Here is a 15,343-nt window from a genome sequence, read left to right on the forward strand (position 1 = left end):
AGCTCAAATCAAATCTATTGCTTATGGTAAAAATTACTATTACTAATTTTTACTTTTCAACTTGTTTATCTATATAGATAAACAAGCTAAAAGTTTGAAAATGTAAGTACCAAGATTATACAAGCAATATATCTATAGGAGGCTGTAAAAAAAGGTGTTTTATAGGTTTTACTACACCACGCATAAAGCATTATGAGCGGCCCGTAAAAAAGATCAGTTCTAAAAGAATTAGCTTCTCTAGTAAAAACTAATTTAAGAAGCACATGTAATATAATTTTAGGTGAAGAAAAGCGAAAAATGAGAATAGTAGATATGGTGCTTTTGTTTATTGTTTTTATTATTTCAACGGCGTTTAGATACTGTAAACCATATAATTTACACTTGTCGCACAAGATATCGTAAGGTCCAATCTTGATATATGTTGAGACATATTTCCAACATTCAAAGTTCTGTTTCTAACCTCAGGTATAAAACAGTTGTTGCAAAACACAACTGTTTTATATTACAATTGAATTGAGGTGGTTTTATGGAAAAAGAAGAAAGTAATTATTTACGTGAATTAATTAGAGTATTAGTAAGAGACCTTGGTATTTTAGAAAAATCTGATTCAAATTGTCACGGAGTTACCATGTCTCAGTGCCATGCTATTGTAGAAATTGGTAGAGCAAAGGAAATTTCTTTAAATGGACTTGCTAAGATTTTGAACTTAGATAAAAGCACGATGAGCAGGACTATAAATAAATTAGTAGATGATGATTTGGTAGTTAGAGAAGCACATCCAGAGGATAGACGCTATATTGTTATAAAGCTTACTGATAAGGGCATAAAGGTATTTAAAACAATAGAAGAAAACATGAATAACTACTATAAAAAAATATTTGTGTCTATTCCACAAGATAAAAGAGAACAAGTACTAGATAGCTTAAAGATACTTATTGACGTTATACATGGAAATAAATGTTGTTAGGAGATGGTTTTATGAAAGGTGATGTTAAAAAAGAGGTTAAAGAATATTACGGAAAGATAGCAAGTAAAGTCATTAAACAAACAAGTGGAAATTGTGGGTGCACTACATCTTGCTGCTCATATGTAACTAATAATTCGAAGGTGTATACAAAAGATTTCATTGATGGGTTACCTGATGAAGCTGTAAATGCATCGCTTGGGTGTGCTAATCCAGTGGCACTTGGTAATCCGCAAAAAGGGGAGGTTATATTAGATTTAGGAAGCGGAGGAGGAATAGATGTATTTATTTCATCCAAATATGTAGGTGATACTGGAAAAGTATATGGGCTTGATATGACTGATGAAATGCTTGAACTCGCCAATAAGAATAAAGAAAAAATGGAAGTCAAATTAGAAAGGATTGATTAAGAATGGATTATAGTATTCAAGAAATGAAATCTGAAAATTGGGAAGCTGTAGCTAAAATATACATGGAAGGAATTAATACAGGGAAAGCTACTTTTCAGTCAGAGCTTCCAAGTTTTGAAGATTGGGACAAAGGACATATGAAGGTGTGTAGATTAGTTGCTTATGATGGTAAAAATGTACTTGGCTGGGCAGCACTAAGTCCTACTTCAAGTAGATGCGTTTATAAAGGTGTTGCAGAAGTTAGCATATATATAGGAGGAGCTTATAGGGGTAAAGGGGTAGGAAAAAGCATATTAAGCAATTTAATAAAGTTATCAGAGAAAAATGGAATTTGGTCTTTATACTCCGCAATTATAAGAGAAAATAGTTCAAGCATAGCGCTGCATAAAAGCTGTGGTTTTAGGGAGATAGGAATAAGAGAGAAAGTTGCAAAAATGTCGAATGGTATATGGCATGACACAGTTTTAATGGAACATAGAAGTAAGGTAGTAGGGATTGAATAAAGATAAGCAACATGGAAGGTTGAAATTGATTATATCAAGTTTATCACTACAAACTGGAAGTTGTGAAGTAACAATGCTTCGTCGCGTTAAAAAAGCCCTATAAATCTAAGTGGTTATTTAAAAAAAGTAGTTGCTTTGGGTTCTAGAAGGATAACGATCATATACGGGGTTTGGGATGTAATCCCATTATCCTTCTTTAACTTGTATTACGCATATATATATTAGCCCAAACCCCGCGTATGTTTATACTCGCTATTGCTCAGACAGATTGAAATATCTTAGTATTTTACAATTTTTGAACCAAGATTTATTAGAATTTTTTTAAATCGTTCCTTCAGCATTGTTACTTCACTCCCACAGTAGTGCAAGGAAAAAATTCCTCCGTACCTACGGAATTTTAGCATAAATCTTTGTAATACGTTATTTAAGCAATTTATAATCATTTTCATTGTTAAATCTTGCTAACAGTGTATTTTTCGTAGAGAAACGGAGAAAAATACTCCTTGCTTTTCGGGCATAGTGAAGTAATATTGATTCGGAATGGTTTAAATAAAGCTTTATAAATCTTAGATAAACTAGGATTTTGTAATTTTAAGGCTCCAAGTTGCCTATCTACAAAATACTTGTATCATACAAATAAATGTGGTATAGTTATTTTAAAGTAATTAAATCGATATGAATATTGGAAGTGAAAAATATGAAATGTACAAAGTGTAATGAGGTCAGCAATAACTGCTGCATTGATGAAGTTGGAGAAATGATACAAAAGCTTGTAAGGGTGTTTCAACTGTTTGAAAGAGATCAAATAAAAATACATGGCTTTACAACTACTCAATGTTATACATTATTGGAGATAAGTAAATTTGGAAGTCTTTCTATGAATGAAATAAGTGAAAAGATGAACTTAAATTCAAGTACAATGACTAGAATTTTAGATAAGCTTGTGAGAGATGAGTATATTTCAAGATCCAAGGATGATAATGATAAAAGGATCGTTATTGTAAGTCTTAGGGAAAAAGGTATTGAGGCAGCTTCTAAATTAAGTGATTCAGTTAAGGCATATTATAAAAAAATAATTGAAAATATACCTGAAGGCCAAGTTGAGGAAATATTAAAGTCAGTTAATATACTTCAAAAAGCATTTGAGAAAGCTAATCCTAATTGCTGCTAGGATTTAGCTGGATTTTACAATATATTATTTGTATGATACAAATAATATATTTCCAATAAATATAAATTATAAGAATTAATATTACAAAATACTTGTATAATACAAACATTTTGTTTGAGGAGGAATAAAAAAATGTTTAATTTAATTAAAGATACTGCTTTTTATGTACTGCATACTCTTTTACATGATTCTGTCCCATTAGCTTTTGGAATAATAGTTGCATGTGTTCTCAATGTATATGTTGATCCTGAAAAATTTAAGGCATTACTCATGAAACGTAAAAAGGCATCTATTCTGGGAAGTGTAGCTTTTGGAGCATTTACACCGTTATGTTCCTGTGGTACCATGGCTGTTATTGTTTCAATGCTTACCACTATACTTCCTTGGGGACCGATAATGGCCTTTATTACTTCATCACCACTTATGAGTCCAGATTTATTTGTAATGTTATCAGGAATAATAAGTGTAAAATTCGCTGTAGCTTTAACTGCTTCATCCATAATTATTGGAATAGCTGCAGGTAATATTAGTTATTATTTAGAAAAGAATACAAGCTTCTTTGATGATCAAGTGAGGTTCTCTAATAATGAAGCTGCAATCTGTTCTTGTTCAAAGCAAACTAAAAAGATTACTAGAACTAAAATTTTAAAACCAGTTAACCTAAAGAGTTCATGCTGCTCCAAAAATGCAACTAAAGAATATTTGAATGAGACATGCTGCTCAAAAAGTGATAATAAAAATTCAAGCAAATTTATTAAAAAATACAAATTAGATAAGTTATTAAGTGTATTTTTTAATTTGGGAGTTAAAAAAATTTTAGTATACTTTTCTGTTTTTGCTGCAATTGGATATTTGATCAATAAATTTGTACCTACTTCAATAATCGTGTCATTATTTGGAGCAAAAAATATATTTTCTGTTCCACTAGCTGCATTAATAGGCGTTCCTTTGTATGTAAGTGATGCTAGTGCTATTCCATTAATAAAAACATTGATGAATGCTGGTGGCGGTGGTGGAGCAGTTCTTGCATTTATGATTACAGGACCAGGAACAAGCATTGGAGCAATAACTGGAAGTTTAACTATAATGAAAAAGAAAGCTGTATTCTTTTATGTAAGTATTTTACTCATTAGTGCCATATTACTTGGATATTTATATAATTTTTTAATATTTATAGGTTTGTAATTAAAATGGAAAAAGGAAGACTATAATAAGTCTTCCTTTAATTTTGTATTTATAATATAGAATTAATTGATATTAAGTTTTTCATCTAAAACTTTGCAAAGAATTGATATCATATTATCAGTATCTTTTTCAGTTACTATTAAAGGTGGCATTAATCTAATTATTGATGGTCTTGGAGAATTTATTAACAAACCTTCCTTTAAGCATTCACTTACAATTTCACTTCCATTTTCAGTTGGTAAGTCAAAGGCTATAAGAAGACCTTTACCTCTAATATTTTTAAGTTTGTATTTAGAGCTTATTTCTTCTAGTTTAGAAGTTAAATATTCACCTTGAAGCTTAGCATTTTTTGATAAGTTTTTGCTTATGATTTCTTTTACGACGGCTGATCCAACAGCCATTCCAAGTGGTTGAGCTGAGTAAGTTCCACCTTGATCACCTGCTTCAAATATATTTAGTTTTTCCTTGGCCAATAATGCAGATAGAGGATATCCACCACCTATGCCCTTTGCTAGTGTCATAATATCTGGTTCAATACCATAGTATTCATACGCAAACATCTTTCCTGTTCTTCCAAGCCCAGTTTGTACTTCATCAACAATTAGTAGAAGGTTGTTTTCATCACATAAATGCTTTATAGCTTTAAAATAATCAGTGCTTGCTTCATTTACACCGCCTTCTCCTTGAATAGGTTCTAGCATTATTGCGCATGTTTTTGGAGTTATGGCTTGTTTTAATGCGTCTATATCATTTAAAGGAACATGTTTAAAACCAGGAACTTTTGGTTCATATAATTTATCCCATATCTTTTTACCAGTGGCAGACATTGTGGCAAGAGTTCTTCCATGAAAACTATTTATGGTAGTAATTATTTCATATGCTCCATTTAAATACTTTTCACCGTATTTTCTAGCAAGTTTGATTGCTCCTTCGTTTGCTTCAGAACCACTATTAATAAAAAACACTCTATCAAAGCAAGAAATATTTGTAAGTAGTTTTAATAAAAAACACTCTATCAAAGCAAGAAATATTTGTAAGTAGTTTTGCAAACTCAAGCATTGGCTTATTGTAATATGCGGGACTAGCATTGATAAGTGTATTAGATTGATTAGTGAGGGCGGTTTTTATTACATCTGGACAATGACCAAGGGAAGTTACAGCCCATCCACCCATAAAATCAAGATAGCATTTATTAGATGTATCCCATAAATACATACCTTTACCGTGTTCCATTATTACATTAGGACGATTTGTTGTAAATAATATTGAATCCTTTGCTTCAGTTAGAAGCTTGGGTACAGAATTTATTTCTTTAGATAAGGACATGAACAACAACACCTTTAAAAAATTATATTAAATGATAAACAATGGCAAAGTTATTATAATGCATAATTATACAATACATTAAATTAATATTCAACACGTAAACTAAATATAACTAATAAATAACCAAAAAAGGGTTGCAAATTTTACTTAAGCGTCATATGATTATAATTCAATATACTTATATGATAGATGAAAGTAATGAATTTGCTATAAAATGAATCACAACACAATTGAAAATAATGAGATTAAATTATAGAAAGAGAATAAAATGTATAATTATAAATATCATAGAATAGGAGAACATAATATTGATATATTAAATGTTTTACATGGAGGAAGATAAATGAAAAAGAATGGGGCACAAAGGGAATTTAAAAAGTTAAAGAGTCAAATTAATCAAATTGAAGAGATTGTATATCACTCGAAACCAGGAGCGCTTATAGAACAAGAAGTTTCCATAAGAAAAAAGTTAAGAAAGCTAAAGGAAATGGAAAGGGAAGGCTTTAGGGATTTTAGGGATGTATATGATAGGTATGAAGAGCTTTTAGAGGAAACATCAAAAAGAATGCTGGAGTATTATAATAAGAAAAATGGTACGGATTTTGATTTTTATGACGTGTTAAGAGGAAATTATAATGCTTTTTTAAACTCAGGATTTATGACAGTACTTACTAAGCATCATATACCAAAGTTAATTGCTAAAGAGTTTGAAGAAAGGTTCCCAGATAATCCTAAAGACGAATATATTGAGACTAGACACATGAAAAGAAAAATTTATATTCATTTAGGTGAGACAAATACAGGCAAAACTTACAATGCTGTAGAACGCCTTAAAACAGCAAAAAAGGGAATATACTTATCTCCTCTTAGAATCTTAGCTTTAGAGAATTTTGAGAAGTTAAATAACGAAGGAGTAGTTTGTGATTTGTTAACTGGTGAAGAAGAAGTATTAAGACCAGGTTCAACTCATGTTTCCTGCACAATAGAAAAGCTTAACTTAATGGAACATTATGATATTGCTGTTATTGATGAAATTCAAATGATTAGCGATGAGCGCAGGGGAATGGCATGGAGTAGGGCACTTCTTGGCTTAAAGTGTGATGAAATTCATATATGTGGAGCAGCTAATGCAAGGAACATATTAGAAACAATTATAAATGACTGTAGGGATGAGTATGAAATAAAGGAATATACAAGAGCAATTCCGCTGGAGGTTGAAAATAAAAGCTTTAATTATAAAGATGTTAAAGCGGGCGATGCTGTTGTAGTGTTTTCTAAAAAGAGAGTGCTGGAGATAGCACAAAATTATTCTAGCAAAGGTATAAAAGTCAGTGTGATATATGGAGATTTGCCTCCAGAAGTTAGAAAAATGCAGTATGAAGAGTTTGTAAATAAAAAAACAAAAGTTTTAGTAACTACGGACGCAATTGGAATGGGAGTTAATCTTCCTATTAGAAGAATTATTTTTGTAAATATAAGAAAGTTCGATGGTGAAGAAATACGAGAATTAACTTCACAAGAAGTGAAGCAGATAGCTGGCCGTGCAGGACGAATTGGTATATATGATGTGGGATATGTAGCTAGCTTGGGAGATACTCAAGATTTTATAAGAGAGAGGCTTGAGACTGCAGATAAAAATATAGAAAGAGCAGTTATTGGACCATCAGATGCAATACTTAAGATTAAAGGATTGCCCTTAAGTGAAAAATTAGCTTTATGGAGTACTAGGGAAGAAAAGCTGAATTATTATACTAAAATGGATATCAGCGAATATATAATAATTTTAGATAGAATAAAGAAATATAAGTTAAGAGAAGAAATACAGTGGAATTTACTAAAGGTCCCCTTTGATGTATCTAGAGAAGAATTAATGAACACATTTTTAGGATATGTAGATGAATTATTTATAAGCAAGCATGATAGCTTATTTAAACCTCAGTGCTTCGAAGGCAATTTGAGTGATTTGGAAATATATTATCAAAAAATAAATATGTATTATTCATTCTCTAAAATATTTAATTTAGAATTTGATGTAGAATGGGTTTATAACAAAAGAAAAGAGGTAAGCGAAGCCATAAATGAGATATTAGTTAGAATGTAGCTATAGATAGACAACTTGAAACTTTAAAATTGCAATCTCCAAATTTATCCTGATAAACTGGAAGTTGATTCAGAGCACAGAGTACAAAGTACAGAGTACAGTGAAGGTGGATTTACCTTTCGTTTCTCTCAGGTAAATCTTAGAACTTAATAGTGTCATCTACGCTGAGCACTATATTTTAAGCGCTTTGCGTGCATTAAGTTTAAGATTTTTTGTAGCGACAGCGGAGAAAAATCATCCTTCACTGTACTCTGTCCTCTATACTTTGTACTCTGAGTTAAATTCCAGTTTGTAAGGATAAATTTGGTATTGGTAATTTAAATATTTCAGCTTGTTTATCTATAAAAGGGTTTTGTAATATGATCTTGTATGATTACATATTATGCAGCGCCAAATAAAAAGTGAAGCTTAAAATGAGTAAATACTTGACAAATTAGTTTCTAGAATATATTCTCAATTAAAAAGCTGAATGGAGAGAATTAATTGTGAATAATGCAGATACAGTTTTAATCACTGGTGCATCAAGTGGAATAGGATACGCGCTTGCAAAAGTATTTGCTCATCATAAATATAATCTTATACTGGTTTCGAGGAATGCTGAAAAACTCAATGAATTAGCTTCTATGTTAAAAATAAAATATGATATCAGAGTGGATGTGATAGCAGAAGATTTATCAAAAGCTGGTGCTGCAAGCAGGGTATTTGAGAAGGTTATGAATATGAAGCTAACGGTAGATGTGCTTGTAAATAATGCAGGAGCAGGTGTAGTTGGATTTTTTCATGAAACTGAGCTTACAAGAGATATAGAAATGATACAGTTAAATATTAGCACACTTACTGAAATGACGAAGCTGTTTTCAAAGGAAATGATAAAGAGGGGAAAAGGCAAAATTTTAAATGTAGGCTCTACGGGTTCCTTTGCTCCGGGACCATTTATTGCAGTGTACTATGCTACAAAGGCGTATGTATTGTCTTTTTCAAGAGCTATAAGTAAGGAATTAAAGCCATATGGGGTAACTGTTACTGCGCTGTGTCCTGGTGCAGTAAGGACAAACTTCTGTAAAACTGCTGGAAAGAGAGAAGTTCCTGGTGCTATGGAAGCAAAAGTAGTAGCAGGGGCTGCATATAGAGGACTTTTGAAAAATAAGAAGGTAATTGTGCCTGGAATACTTAATAAGATATTAGTTAGGCTGCCACAAGGGATAGTAAGCAGTGCTAACTTTAAAAACCAACAAAAGCTATCACTTGAAATTCATAGGAAATGAGGATATTAACAATGACAAATGAATTTTATAAGAAATTAGCGGTGGCATATGAAAATTGATAGATTACTTGGAATTACAATTTACTTATTAAATCATGACAAAGTAAGTGCAAAAACACTTTCGTATAGATTTGAAGTTTCACTTAGAACAATTCAGAGAGACATTGAAACCTTATGTGAGGCCGGAATACCAGTAGTTTCTTCTTTGGGTACAGATGGTGGATATGAAATTCTTAATGGCTTTAAAATGGACAAACAAATAGCTAATAATGATGATTATTCATATTTAGTTTCAGCGCTGAGGGGGTTAGCTTCTGCGTATGAAAGTAATAAGATAAATTCAACACTTCAAAAAGTCAAAGCAGCATTAGAAAGCAATAAAATAGATACAAATATTATTTTAGATTTTAGCACTTTAAGAGAAAATAAAAATACCAATGAAGAATTAAAAGTATTAGAAACTGCTATCGCAGAAAAAATAGTAGTAAGGTTTTTGTATACAAATGCAGACAATAAAACAACGGAAAAAGAAGTTGAACCAATTGCAGTTACATATAGGTGGTATGCATGGTATTTATTTGCCTACTCATTAGAAAAAGATGAGTATAGATTATATAAAATTGTTCGCATGAGAAATTTAATTTTAACAGATAAAAAAATACTAAGAGTGCATGAATCAGCAAGTATACTGTTAAAGAAAAATGATGAGAAGGATAATAGAAAATATATTGATATAAAGTTGTTTTGCAAAGCTGAAGTAAAAACAAAAGCAATTGAATATTTAAATGGGAATATTGAGTTAGAATATGAAAATGGTGACTTCATAATGAATTTACATTTGCCAGAAAATGAGGAGTTGTGGTTTGGAACGCTTTTTTCTTTTGGCAAGCTTGTCAAAGTAATAAAGCCAGAAGCTTTAAAGGAAAAACTTTGTGCTAAAAGTAGAGAGATTTTAAATTTATACCATGATATATGACATACTGTTGTCGTAATTACTTTGTTATACTCTTATAAGAATGAAGATAGGAGTGTTAATATGGTTAAAGATATTTATGAAGAATGTCCAACATATAAAAATGAATTAATTACATTAAGAAAAACTGGAAAACAGGATTTAGAAGGTCTTTTTAAATGTTATTCAGATGAAAAAGCGGTACCATTATTTAATTCTGATAATTGTAATGGAGATAAATTTTATTACAATACAATTGCTAAAATGGAGAAGGCAATTGATTTTTGGGAGTATTCATATTCTAGCGGGCAATTTATAAGATGGACAATAATTTTAAATAGCACAAAAGAGATAATTGGAACTGTAGAAATGTTTCATAGTGAACATGCTCATGATGAATTTGGCTATTATGGTGTTTTAAGAATAGATATTCAAAGCAAATATGAAGATGAGCATATAATACAAAGTATATTAGCAGTAGCAAATGAATTTTTTTATGAAGCCTTTGATGTTAAGACTATACTTACCAAGGCTGTTCCAGAAGCTAAAAAGCGTATTTGTGCTCTTAAAAGTAAGGGGTACAGTTCTATTAATAAAAAATTTATTATATATGATGATTATTATTGTAAAAAAATATGAAATTAGTATAAATAACATAAATTTGCTCTAATGAATATTATATATGGAAAGAAAAATGAATTTAGGAGACAAATATTTATGTTATATGAAAATAAGAATCATATTTCTAGTGGTAAAATTGTTAGGCCAAAACAGGTAGTTGACATTCCAATTTCTTTATTTAAATCTATGCAGGGAAGGTATTTTGTAGGACAAACAGAAACTTTAAAGGTAGGCAATGGAATGAATGCCTGGGCAGGCTTGGTAAATCCGCGTGACTCAAATGTTAATCTGTATGCAAATGTATTTACTATTTCAAATTTTTCAGATGAATACTTAACTGCACAAGTTTGGCTAAACATTACTTTCCCTGAAACAAGTAAGATATCAAGTAAGATTTCTTCAACTAATACTGCGTTAAGACCTCTGCCGCGGAATGAAGTGGATATTAGATATATAGAATCAACAACTGAAGTTCCTAAAGATGGAGTAAATGTATATGACAGAATAGTACCTCCAAAAACAACTTTAGTAAGTGAAGAAGATGGAAAGTTTATAGAAGCTCCAGATGGAGATTATGTGATAATTATAAAATCCTCCAGTTCAAATTTTAACAAAGTAATAGTTGCATTTGGATTTTGGGAGAAATTTAGGCATTAAACATGAGAATCCTCAATTTATGGGGGTTCTTTTTATTGTTGTTTATTTATATAAAGGGTAATTCGTGTGTTATAATTATATGACAACGTTTACATTGCTTGGGTAATTGTAATAAAAGATGGAGAAAAAATTGCTGAATATGACTGGGAACCTAAGATGCGTATGAATCAATATTCTGCTAGTAAAAGCTTTACTTCAGCAGCAGTGGGTATGGCTATGGAGGAAGGCTTGTTAGAGCTTGATGATAAGGTTATTGATTACTTTCCAGAATCAGTTCCAGAAAAAGTCTCTTCTGAACTAGAAAGTTTAATGGACAATTTGGAATCATATTGCCAGAAAAAAATGCTGTTATAGCAATAAATGCTTACAATAGAGATCAAGGAGATATATTAGATTTGTTTTGGAAAAACCTTTATCCGATGATTTAGTACAAGAAATAGTTTATGTCTAAGGGTAAGCATTAATATTATAAAATAGGAAAAACTAAGTTACATAAAAAATATTAGAGGTGATTTTATGGGCTTACAGGGTTTCTATTTACTTCCTCACCCTCCTATAGTAATTCCTGAGGTTGGGAGAGGGGAAGAAAAAAAGATTAGTGCTACCAGTAAAAGCTTTGAGACGGTTGCAAAAGAAATTGCAAAAAAAGCACCAAGCACCATTATAATTGTAACTCCTCATGGCGTTATGTTTCAGGATGCTGTTGCTCTTAGCTATGAGGATAAAATTTATGGGGACTTAGAGAAATTTGGGGTTAACAATGTTTCTATGGAGCTGGAGATTGATAAGAAGCTTACTAACAAAATATATGAATTGGTATATAATGAAGGAATACCTAGTGTAATGGTTTCAAATTCTCTTTTAAGGAAGTACAATGCATCTGTTTTTTTGGATCATGGTGCTATGGTTCCCTTGTATTTTATAAATAAATATTATAAGGGGTATAAGCTTGTACATATTACTTATGCTCCTTTAAGTGATATTGAATTATATAAGTTTGGTATTGAAATTAATAAAGCTGTGGAAGAACTAAACGAAAATGCTGCTTTTATAGCAAGTGGAGACTTATCACATAAGCTAAAGGAAGATGGTCCTTATGAATACAGCCCTTTTGGTGAAAAATTTGATAAGGAATTTCTTGGACTTTTACAAAAAGGAGATGTTAAAGGTGTATTCAGCATAGATGAGGAGACAATATGCAATGCCGGTGAATGTGGAAGGCGTTCAACTGCCATCTTATTAGGTGCTCTGGAAGGAAAAAAGTTTAGCGGAGAGCTTTTAAGCTATGAAGGGACCTTTGGGGTAGGCTATGGCGTTATGAATTTTAAGGTTTCTTCCGAGGATTCTCCAAAGCTTAAGAAAATAGAAGCAATTCGAACTTCTAGCTATGAAAAGAGAAAAAATCAAAGTGATCCATGTGTAAGACTTGCAAGAGAAAGCCTTACCACATATTTAAGCACTGGCAGTAGTATTAATGCACTTCCAGAATATGTTACAGGTGAGATGAAAAATACAAAAAGAGGTGTATTTGTATCTTTGAAAAAGCATGGAGAACTTAGAGGCTGTATTGGAACTATATTTCCTACAACAAATAGTATCGCTGAAGAAATTGAGCGCAATGCTATAGAAGCTGGATTAAATGATCCTAGATTTTATGAAGTAGAAGAGGAAGAATTAATGGATATTGTTTTTTCTGTAGATGTTTTAACAGAACCTAAGCCGGCTTCAAAAGAAGAATTGGATCCAAAAGAGTATGGTGTTATTGTAAGAAGCAAGGATAAAACTGGACTTCTGCTTCCTGATTTAGAAGGAGTAAATACAGTAGAAGAACAGCTATCAATAGCTTTAGATAAGGCTGGCATAGATCATTATGAAGAATATTCAATAGAAAAGTTTAAAGTAATTAGGCATAAGGAAGAAGTGTGATGGCATGAAGAAAGAAGCTATGTTTTATGAAAAGCTTGTTACAATAAACTATGGGGAGATTACTTCCGCAGCCTTGGATCCTATAGAAAAGAAGCCTCTTTACTACTTTAAACCTCACACTCAAATTTTTTCTGTAGGAAGCTTTGGTTGTAATTTTACTTGTGGCTTTTGTCAAAATTATAGCATTTCTCAATTTGTTGCTTTAAAAATTAATGCTTATCTAAAAATAGCCAATATGAAAATATTTGTATAAGGAAGTACATGATGATAAGAGAGATTATAGGAGCAATTCTTAGAGGTATAGTTGCTTACACTATTTTGTTAATTTTAGCAAGGATCATTGGAAGAAAATTAATATCGAGAATAACGTTTTATGATTTTATGGTTGGAGTTACTATAGGTTCAATTGGAGCAAGAATATCTCTGGGTTCTCATGAATCACCGTTTTTGGCTTCAATTTCAGCAATTATAATTACTATTTTAGTTGTTATTACCGATTACTTAGATATTAAAAACATTAATTTTAGAAAATTAGTTGATGGTGAGCCTGTTATTCTTGTAAGCAATGGTAAACTATTAGATTATAATTTTAAAAAAGTAAGTATTACTATAAATAAGTTGATGGCATTATTAAGAGAAAAGGACATATTTAATTTAGATGATGTAGCACTTGCGGCTATAGAAAATGATGGAGAATTAACAGTGCTGCCAAAGCCAAATAAGCAGCCAGTAACAACTGGAGATTTGAACATTAAGACAAAATATAATGGTTTAATGGTTGATATGATTATTGACGGTAAAATAATGTATAGCAATTTAGAAAGTACTAATTATGATGAAAAATGGCTTAGACAACAGCTTAAAATTCATAAAATTAGTAATGTGGAAGATGTTTTTTATGCAGGTTTAAATGCTGCTGGAACTTTATGTATATCAAAAAAGCAAATGATGCATAAAAAAGCTGCTAGAACAAAAGATAATGAATAAACTATAATTTTTGTAGGAGGAAAATATGAAAATTGAAGCTTTCTTTAGAGGAATAAAAAATGCAAATGAAGTTGTCGATAAATTGAAGCAAGAAGGTATTAGTGCATATACAGATATAAATGATCACTATCAGTTAGATAGAAATAAGGAAGGTAGCAATGGTAAGCTTTTATCTAGCCCAACTAATTCTGATTTAGTGCTTAATACAGGAGCGCCGAGAGGTGAGAGGGATAGATCTCCTATGCTTGCAGCTAGTCCTATGGTAAGCGGTATGGGAGGATTTGAAGAAATAGCAGACATAAATTGCAAGGTTATAGTGGATGCCGATCCTAAAAATAAAGAAAAAGCTGAGAAAATAATAAAATCCCTTGGAGGTTCAATGAGAAGCCCAAACTTTAATGTTCCAAAGCATATAAAAGATATAGATCTTTCTAAGGGAGATCCAGATTTTATAAGAACACTGGAATAGGTGTCTTTTAGTAATGGACAGTACCAGGAGGTAAGTACAAAGAGACAAGTGAAGCTTTTATGGAAGAGACATGCAGTAAAGGTTTTATAACAATCATAAATTGACAAAGGACAGTTGAAGGGAAGTGTTATTCTTTGTCAATTTTTAATCAAATAAATTATTTTAAAAGTTTAACTTTAAAATTTCTTTAAAGCTGTCAATTACGTAATCATATTCTTCAACTTGTCCAAAACCGTATCTTGCATATACAAATGGAATTCCTGCGACTTTTGCAGATTCGGCATCACCTATGGTATCGCCGACATAAACTGGATTTTTTAAGTTGTTTCTTTTTATAATAAGCTTGTTATTTTCTCCTTTTGATAATCCAGTAACTCCAGAACATTCAAAATCAGTAAAGTATTTATCTAGTTTATGTGCTTTAAAGAAACATTGTATGTAGCCATCATGACAGTTGCTTACTAAAAACAATTTGTAATGCTTAGAGAGTTCCTTTAGAGTTTTCTCTAAATTTGGATACAGTTTCCCGCCATGCTCACCAAGATAAACTTGTTCTGCTTCACAGTATTCATTCATAATTTGCATTTGTATATCTTGTGATAAATCTGGAAACAATTTTTTACCTATGTCAGCTATTTGGAGGCCCATGCATCTTTCAAGATCTTTTTTGGTTATTAACTTTTTTACATTAGGATAGCTTGCTAAAACTTCTTTCAAGGATATGAAGGCTCCTTCCATTGAATCCCAAAGTGTTCCATCTAAATCAAAAATCATACTATCAACTTCCATTAATTAACACCTCTTTAA

Annotated in this window: 17 protein-coding genes and 1 pseudogene; 15 read left to right on the forward strand and 3 right to left on the reverse strand. The window is 31.2% G+C overall.

Annotation, left to right across the window (positions count from 1 at the left end; all coding sequences use genetic code 11):
• The first annotated feature begins 526 nt into the window (after positions 1 to 526).
• The 5 genes from LQK79_RS15075 (at position 527) to LQK79_RS15095 (ending at position 4,233) form a co-directional block, all read left to right on the forward strand.
• A complete protein-coding gene (locus tag LQK79_RS15075) occupies positions 527 to 967 on the forward strand; it encodes a MarR family winged helix-turn-helix transcriptional regulator (RefSeq protein ID WP_231017083.1) in 441 nt (146 codons plus the stop codon).
• 11 nt (positions 968 to 978) lie between these two features.
• Positions 979 to 1,374: a methyltransferase domain-containing protein gene (locus LQK79_RS15080; RefSeq protein WP_053243425.1), complete on the forward strand. Its 396-nt coding sequence runs from the start codon at positions 979 to 981 to the stop codon at positions 1,372 to 1,374.
• A 2-nt stretch (positions 1,375 to 1,376) separates the two neighbouring features.
• Positions 1,377 to 1,877 carry a GNAT family N-acetyltransferase gene (locus LQK79_RS15085; protein WP_053243426.1) on the forward strand — a complete coding sequence of 167 codons (501 nt, stop codon included), beginning with the start codon at positions 1,377 to 1,379 and terminating at the stop codon, positions 1,875 to 1,877.
• 697 nt (positions 1,878 to 2,574) lie between these two features.
• The gene (locus tag LQK79_RS15090) at positions 2,575 to 3,048 is read left to right on the forward strand and encodes a MarR family winged helix-turn-helix transcriptional regulator (RefSeq protein ID WP_198150103.1); all 474 of its coding nucleotides are present in this window, start codon (positions 2,575 to 2,577) and stop codon (positions 3,046 to 3,048) included.
• Between the two features lie 132 nt (positions 3,049 to 3,180).
• Positions 3,181 to 4,233, forward strand: a complete 1,053-nt coding sequence (locus tag LQK79_RS15095) for a permease (RefSeq protein ID WP_053243427.1) — start codon at positions 3,181 to 3,183, stop codon at positions 4,231 to 4,233.
• Between the two features lie 62 nt (positions 4,234 to 4,295).
• Here the strand turns inward: LQK79_RS15095 and LQK79_RS15100 are convergent, their stop codons facing one another.
• Both LQK79_RS15100 and LQK79_RS15105 read right to left on the reverse strand, forming a co-directional pair.
• On the reverse strand, positions 4,296 to 5,198 hold the full coding sequence (locus LQK79_RS15100) for an aspartate aminotransferase family protein (protein ID WP_231017084.1): 903 nt from the start codon (positions 5,196 to 5,198) through the stop codon (positions 4,296 to 4,298).
• Between the two features lie 4 nt (positions 5,199 to 5,202).
• On the reverse strand, positions 5,203 to 5,559 hold the full coding sequence (locus tag LQK79_RS15105; RefSeq protein WP_231017085.1) for an aminotransferase class III-fold pyridoxal phosphate-dependent enzyme: 357 nt from the start codon (positions 5,557 to 5,559) through the stop codon (positions 5,203 to 5,205).
• Between the two features lie 343 nt (positions 5,560 to 5,902).
• Between LQK79_RS15105 and LQK79_RS15110 the strand changes: the two genes are divergently transcribed.
• From LQK79_RS15110 to LQK79_RS15155, 10 genes and pseudogenes are all read left to right on the forward strand, one after another.
• Positions 5,903 to 7,660, forward strand: coding sequence for an SUV3 family DEAD/DEAH box RNA helicase (locus LQK79_RS15110; RefSeq protein ID WP_053243429.1), 1,758 nt, complete (start codon positions 5,903 to 5,905; stop codon positions 7,658 to 7,660).
• A gap of 485 nt (positions 7,661 to 8,145) precedes the next feature.
• Positions 8,146 to 8,925 (forward strand): SDR family NAD(P)-dependent oxidoreductase, encoded by a 780-nt coding sequence (locus LQK79_RS15115; protein WP_198149870.1) that lies wholly within the window; start codon positions 8,146 to 8,148, stop codon positions 8,923 to 8,925.
• Between the two features lie 48 nt (positions 8,926 to 8,973).
• Positions 8,974 to 9,900, forward strand: coding sequence for a helix-turn-helix transcriptional regulator (locus tag LQK79_RS15120; RefSeq protein WP_231017086.1), 927 nt, complete (start codon positions 8,974 to 8,976; stop codon positions 9,898 to 9,900).
• Positions 9,901 to 9,960: 60 nt separating this feature from the next.
• Positions 9,961 to 10,515 (forward strand): GNAT family N-acetyltransferase, encoded by a 555-nt coding sequence (locus LQK79_RS15125; RefSeq protein WP_231017087.1) that lies wholly within the window; start codon positions 9,961 to 9,963, stop codon positions 10,513 to 10,515.
• 78 nt (positions 10,516 to 10,593) lie between these two features.
• Positions 10,594 to 11,154, forward strand: coding sequence for a DUF6143 family protein (locus tag LQK79_RS15130; protein ID WP_231017088.1), 561 nt, complete (start codon positions 10,594 to 10,596; stop codon positions 11,152 to 11,154).
• A 111-nt stretch (positions 11,155 to 11,265) separates the two neighbouring features.
• Positions 11,266 to 11,508, forward strand: coding sequence for a serine hydrolase (locus LQK79_RS15135; protein ID WP_278279544.1), 243 nt, complete (start codon positions 11,266 to 11,268; stop codon positions 11,506 to 11,508).
• A gap of 162 nt (positions 11,509 to 11,670) precedes the next feature.
• Positions 11,671 to 13,080, forward strand: coding sequence for an AmmeMemoRadiSam system protein A (amrA, locus tag LQK79_RS15140; RefSeq protein WP_053240677.1), 1,410 nt, complete (start codon positions 11,671 to 11,673; stop codon positions 13,078 to 13,080).
• 4 nt (positions 13,081 to 13,084) lie between these two features.
• A pseudogene (locus LQK79_RS15145) lies at positions 13,085 to 13,282 on the forward strand (radical SAM protein); the annotation flags it as partial.
• A 62-nt stretch (positions 13,283 to 13,344) separates the two neighbouring features.
• Positions 13,345 to 14,067, forward strand: coding sequence for a DUF421 domain-containing protein (locus LQK79_RS15150; protein ID WP_231017090.1), 723 nt, complete (start codon positions 13,345 to 13,347; stop codon positions 14,065 to 14,067).
• A 25-nt stretch (positions 14,068 to 14,092) separates the two neighbouring features.
• Positions 14,093 to 14,536, forward strand: coding sequence for a hypothetical protein (locus LQK79_RS15155; protein WP_053240674.1), 444 nt, complete (start codon positions 14,093 to 14,095; stop codon positions 14,534 to 14,536).
• Between the two features lie 162 nt (positions 14,537 to 14,698).
• On the opposite strand, the gene LQK79_RS15160 is transcribed toward LQK79_RS15155, so the two are convergent.
• Entirely contained in the window at positions 14,699 to 15,325 is a 627-nt protein-coding gene (locus tag LQK79_RS15160) for an HAD family hydrolase (RefSeq protein WP_231017091.1), read from the reverse strand.
• Positions 15,326 to 15,343: the final 18 nt, after the last annotated feature.

It is taken from the genome of Clostridium guangxiense, assembly GCF_021043395.1.
GTDB lineage: Bacteria > Bacillota > Clostridia > Clostridiales > Clostridiaceae > Clostridium_S > Clostridium_S guangxiense.

Bases quoted from the DNA above. Each gene is read 5' to 3' on its own strand.
- LQK79_RS15075 (WP_231017083.1), top strand. From the start codon at position 527: ATGGAAAAAGAAGAAAGTAATTATTTACGTGAATTAATTAGAGTATTA.
- LQK79_RS15080 (WP_053243425.1), top strand. From the start codon at position 979: ATGAAAGGTGATGTTAAAAAAGAGGTTAAAGAATATTACGGAAAGATA.
- LQK79_RS15085 (WP_053243426.1), top strand. From the start codon at position 1,377: ATGGATTATAGTATTCAAGAAATGAAATCTGAAAATTGGGAAGCTGTA.
- LQK79_RS15090 (WP_198150103.1), top strand. From the start codon at position 2,575: ATGAAATGTACAAAGTGTAATGAGGTCAGCAATAACTGCTGCATTGAT.
- LQK79_RS15095 (WP_053243427.1), top strand. From the start codon at position 3,181: ATGTTTAATTTAATTAAAGATACTGCTTTTTATGTACTGCATACTCTT.
- LQK79_RS15105 (WP_231017085.1), bottom strand. From the start codon at position 5,559: ATGTCCTTATCTAAAGAAATAAATTCTGTACCCAAGCTTCTAACTGAA.
- LQK79_RS15110 (WP_053243429.1), top strand. From the start codon at position 5,903: ATGAAAAAGAATGGGGCACAAAGGGAATTTAAAAAGTTAAAGAGTCAA.
- LQK79_RS15120 (WP_231017086.1), top strand. From the start codon at position 8,974: ATGAAAATTGATAGATTACTTGGAATTACAATTTACTTATTAAATCAT.
- LQK79_RS15125 (WP_231017087.1), top strand. From the start codon at position 9,961: ATGGTTAAAGATATTTATGAAGAATGTCCAACATATAAAAATGAATTA.
- LQK79_RS15130 (WP_231017088.1), top strand. From the start codon at position 10,594: ATGTTATATGAAAATAAGAATCATATTTCTAGTGGTAAAATTGTTAGG.
- amrA (WP_053240677.1), top strand. From the start codon at position 11,671: ATGGGCTTACAGGGTTTCTATTTACTTCCTCACCCTCCTATAGTAATT.
- LQK79_RS15150 (WP_231017090.1), top strand. From the start codon at position 13,345: ATGATAAGAGAGATTATAGGAGCAATTCTTAGAGGTATAGTTGCTTAC.
- LQK79_RS15155 (WP_053240674.1), top strand. From the start codon at position 14,093: ATGAAAATTGAAGCTTTCTTTAGAGGAATAAAAAATGCAAATGAAGTT.
- LQK79_RS15160 (WP_231017091.1), bottom strand. From the start codon at position 15,325: ATGGAAGTTGATAGTATGATTTTTGATTTAGATGGAACACTTTGGGAT.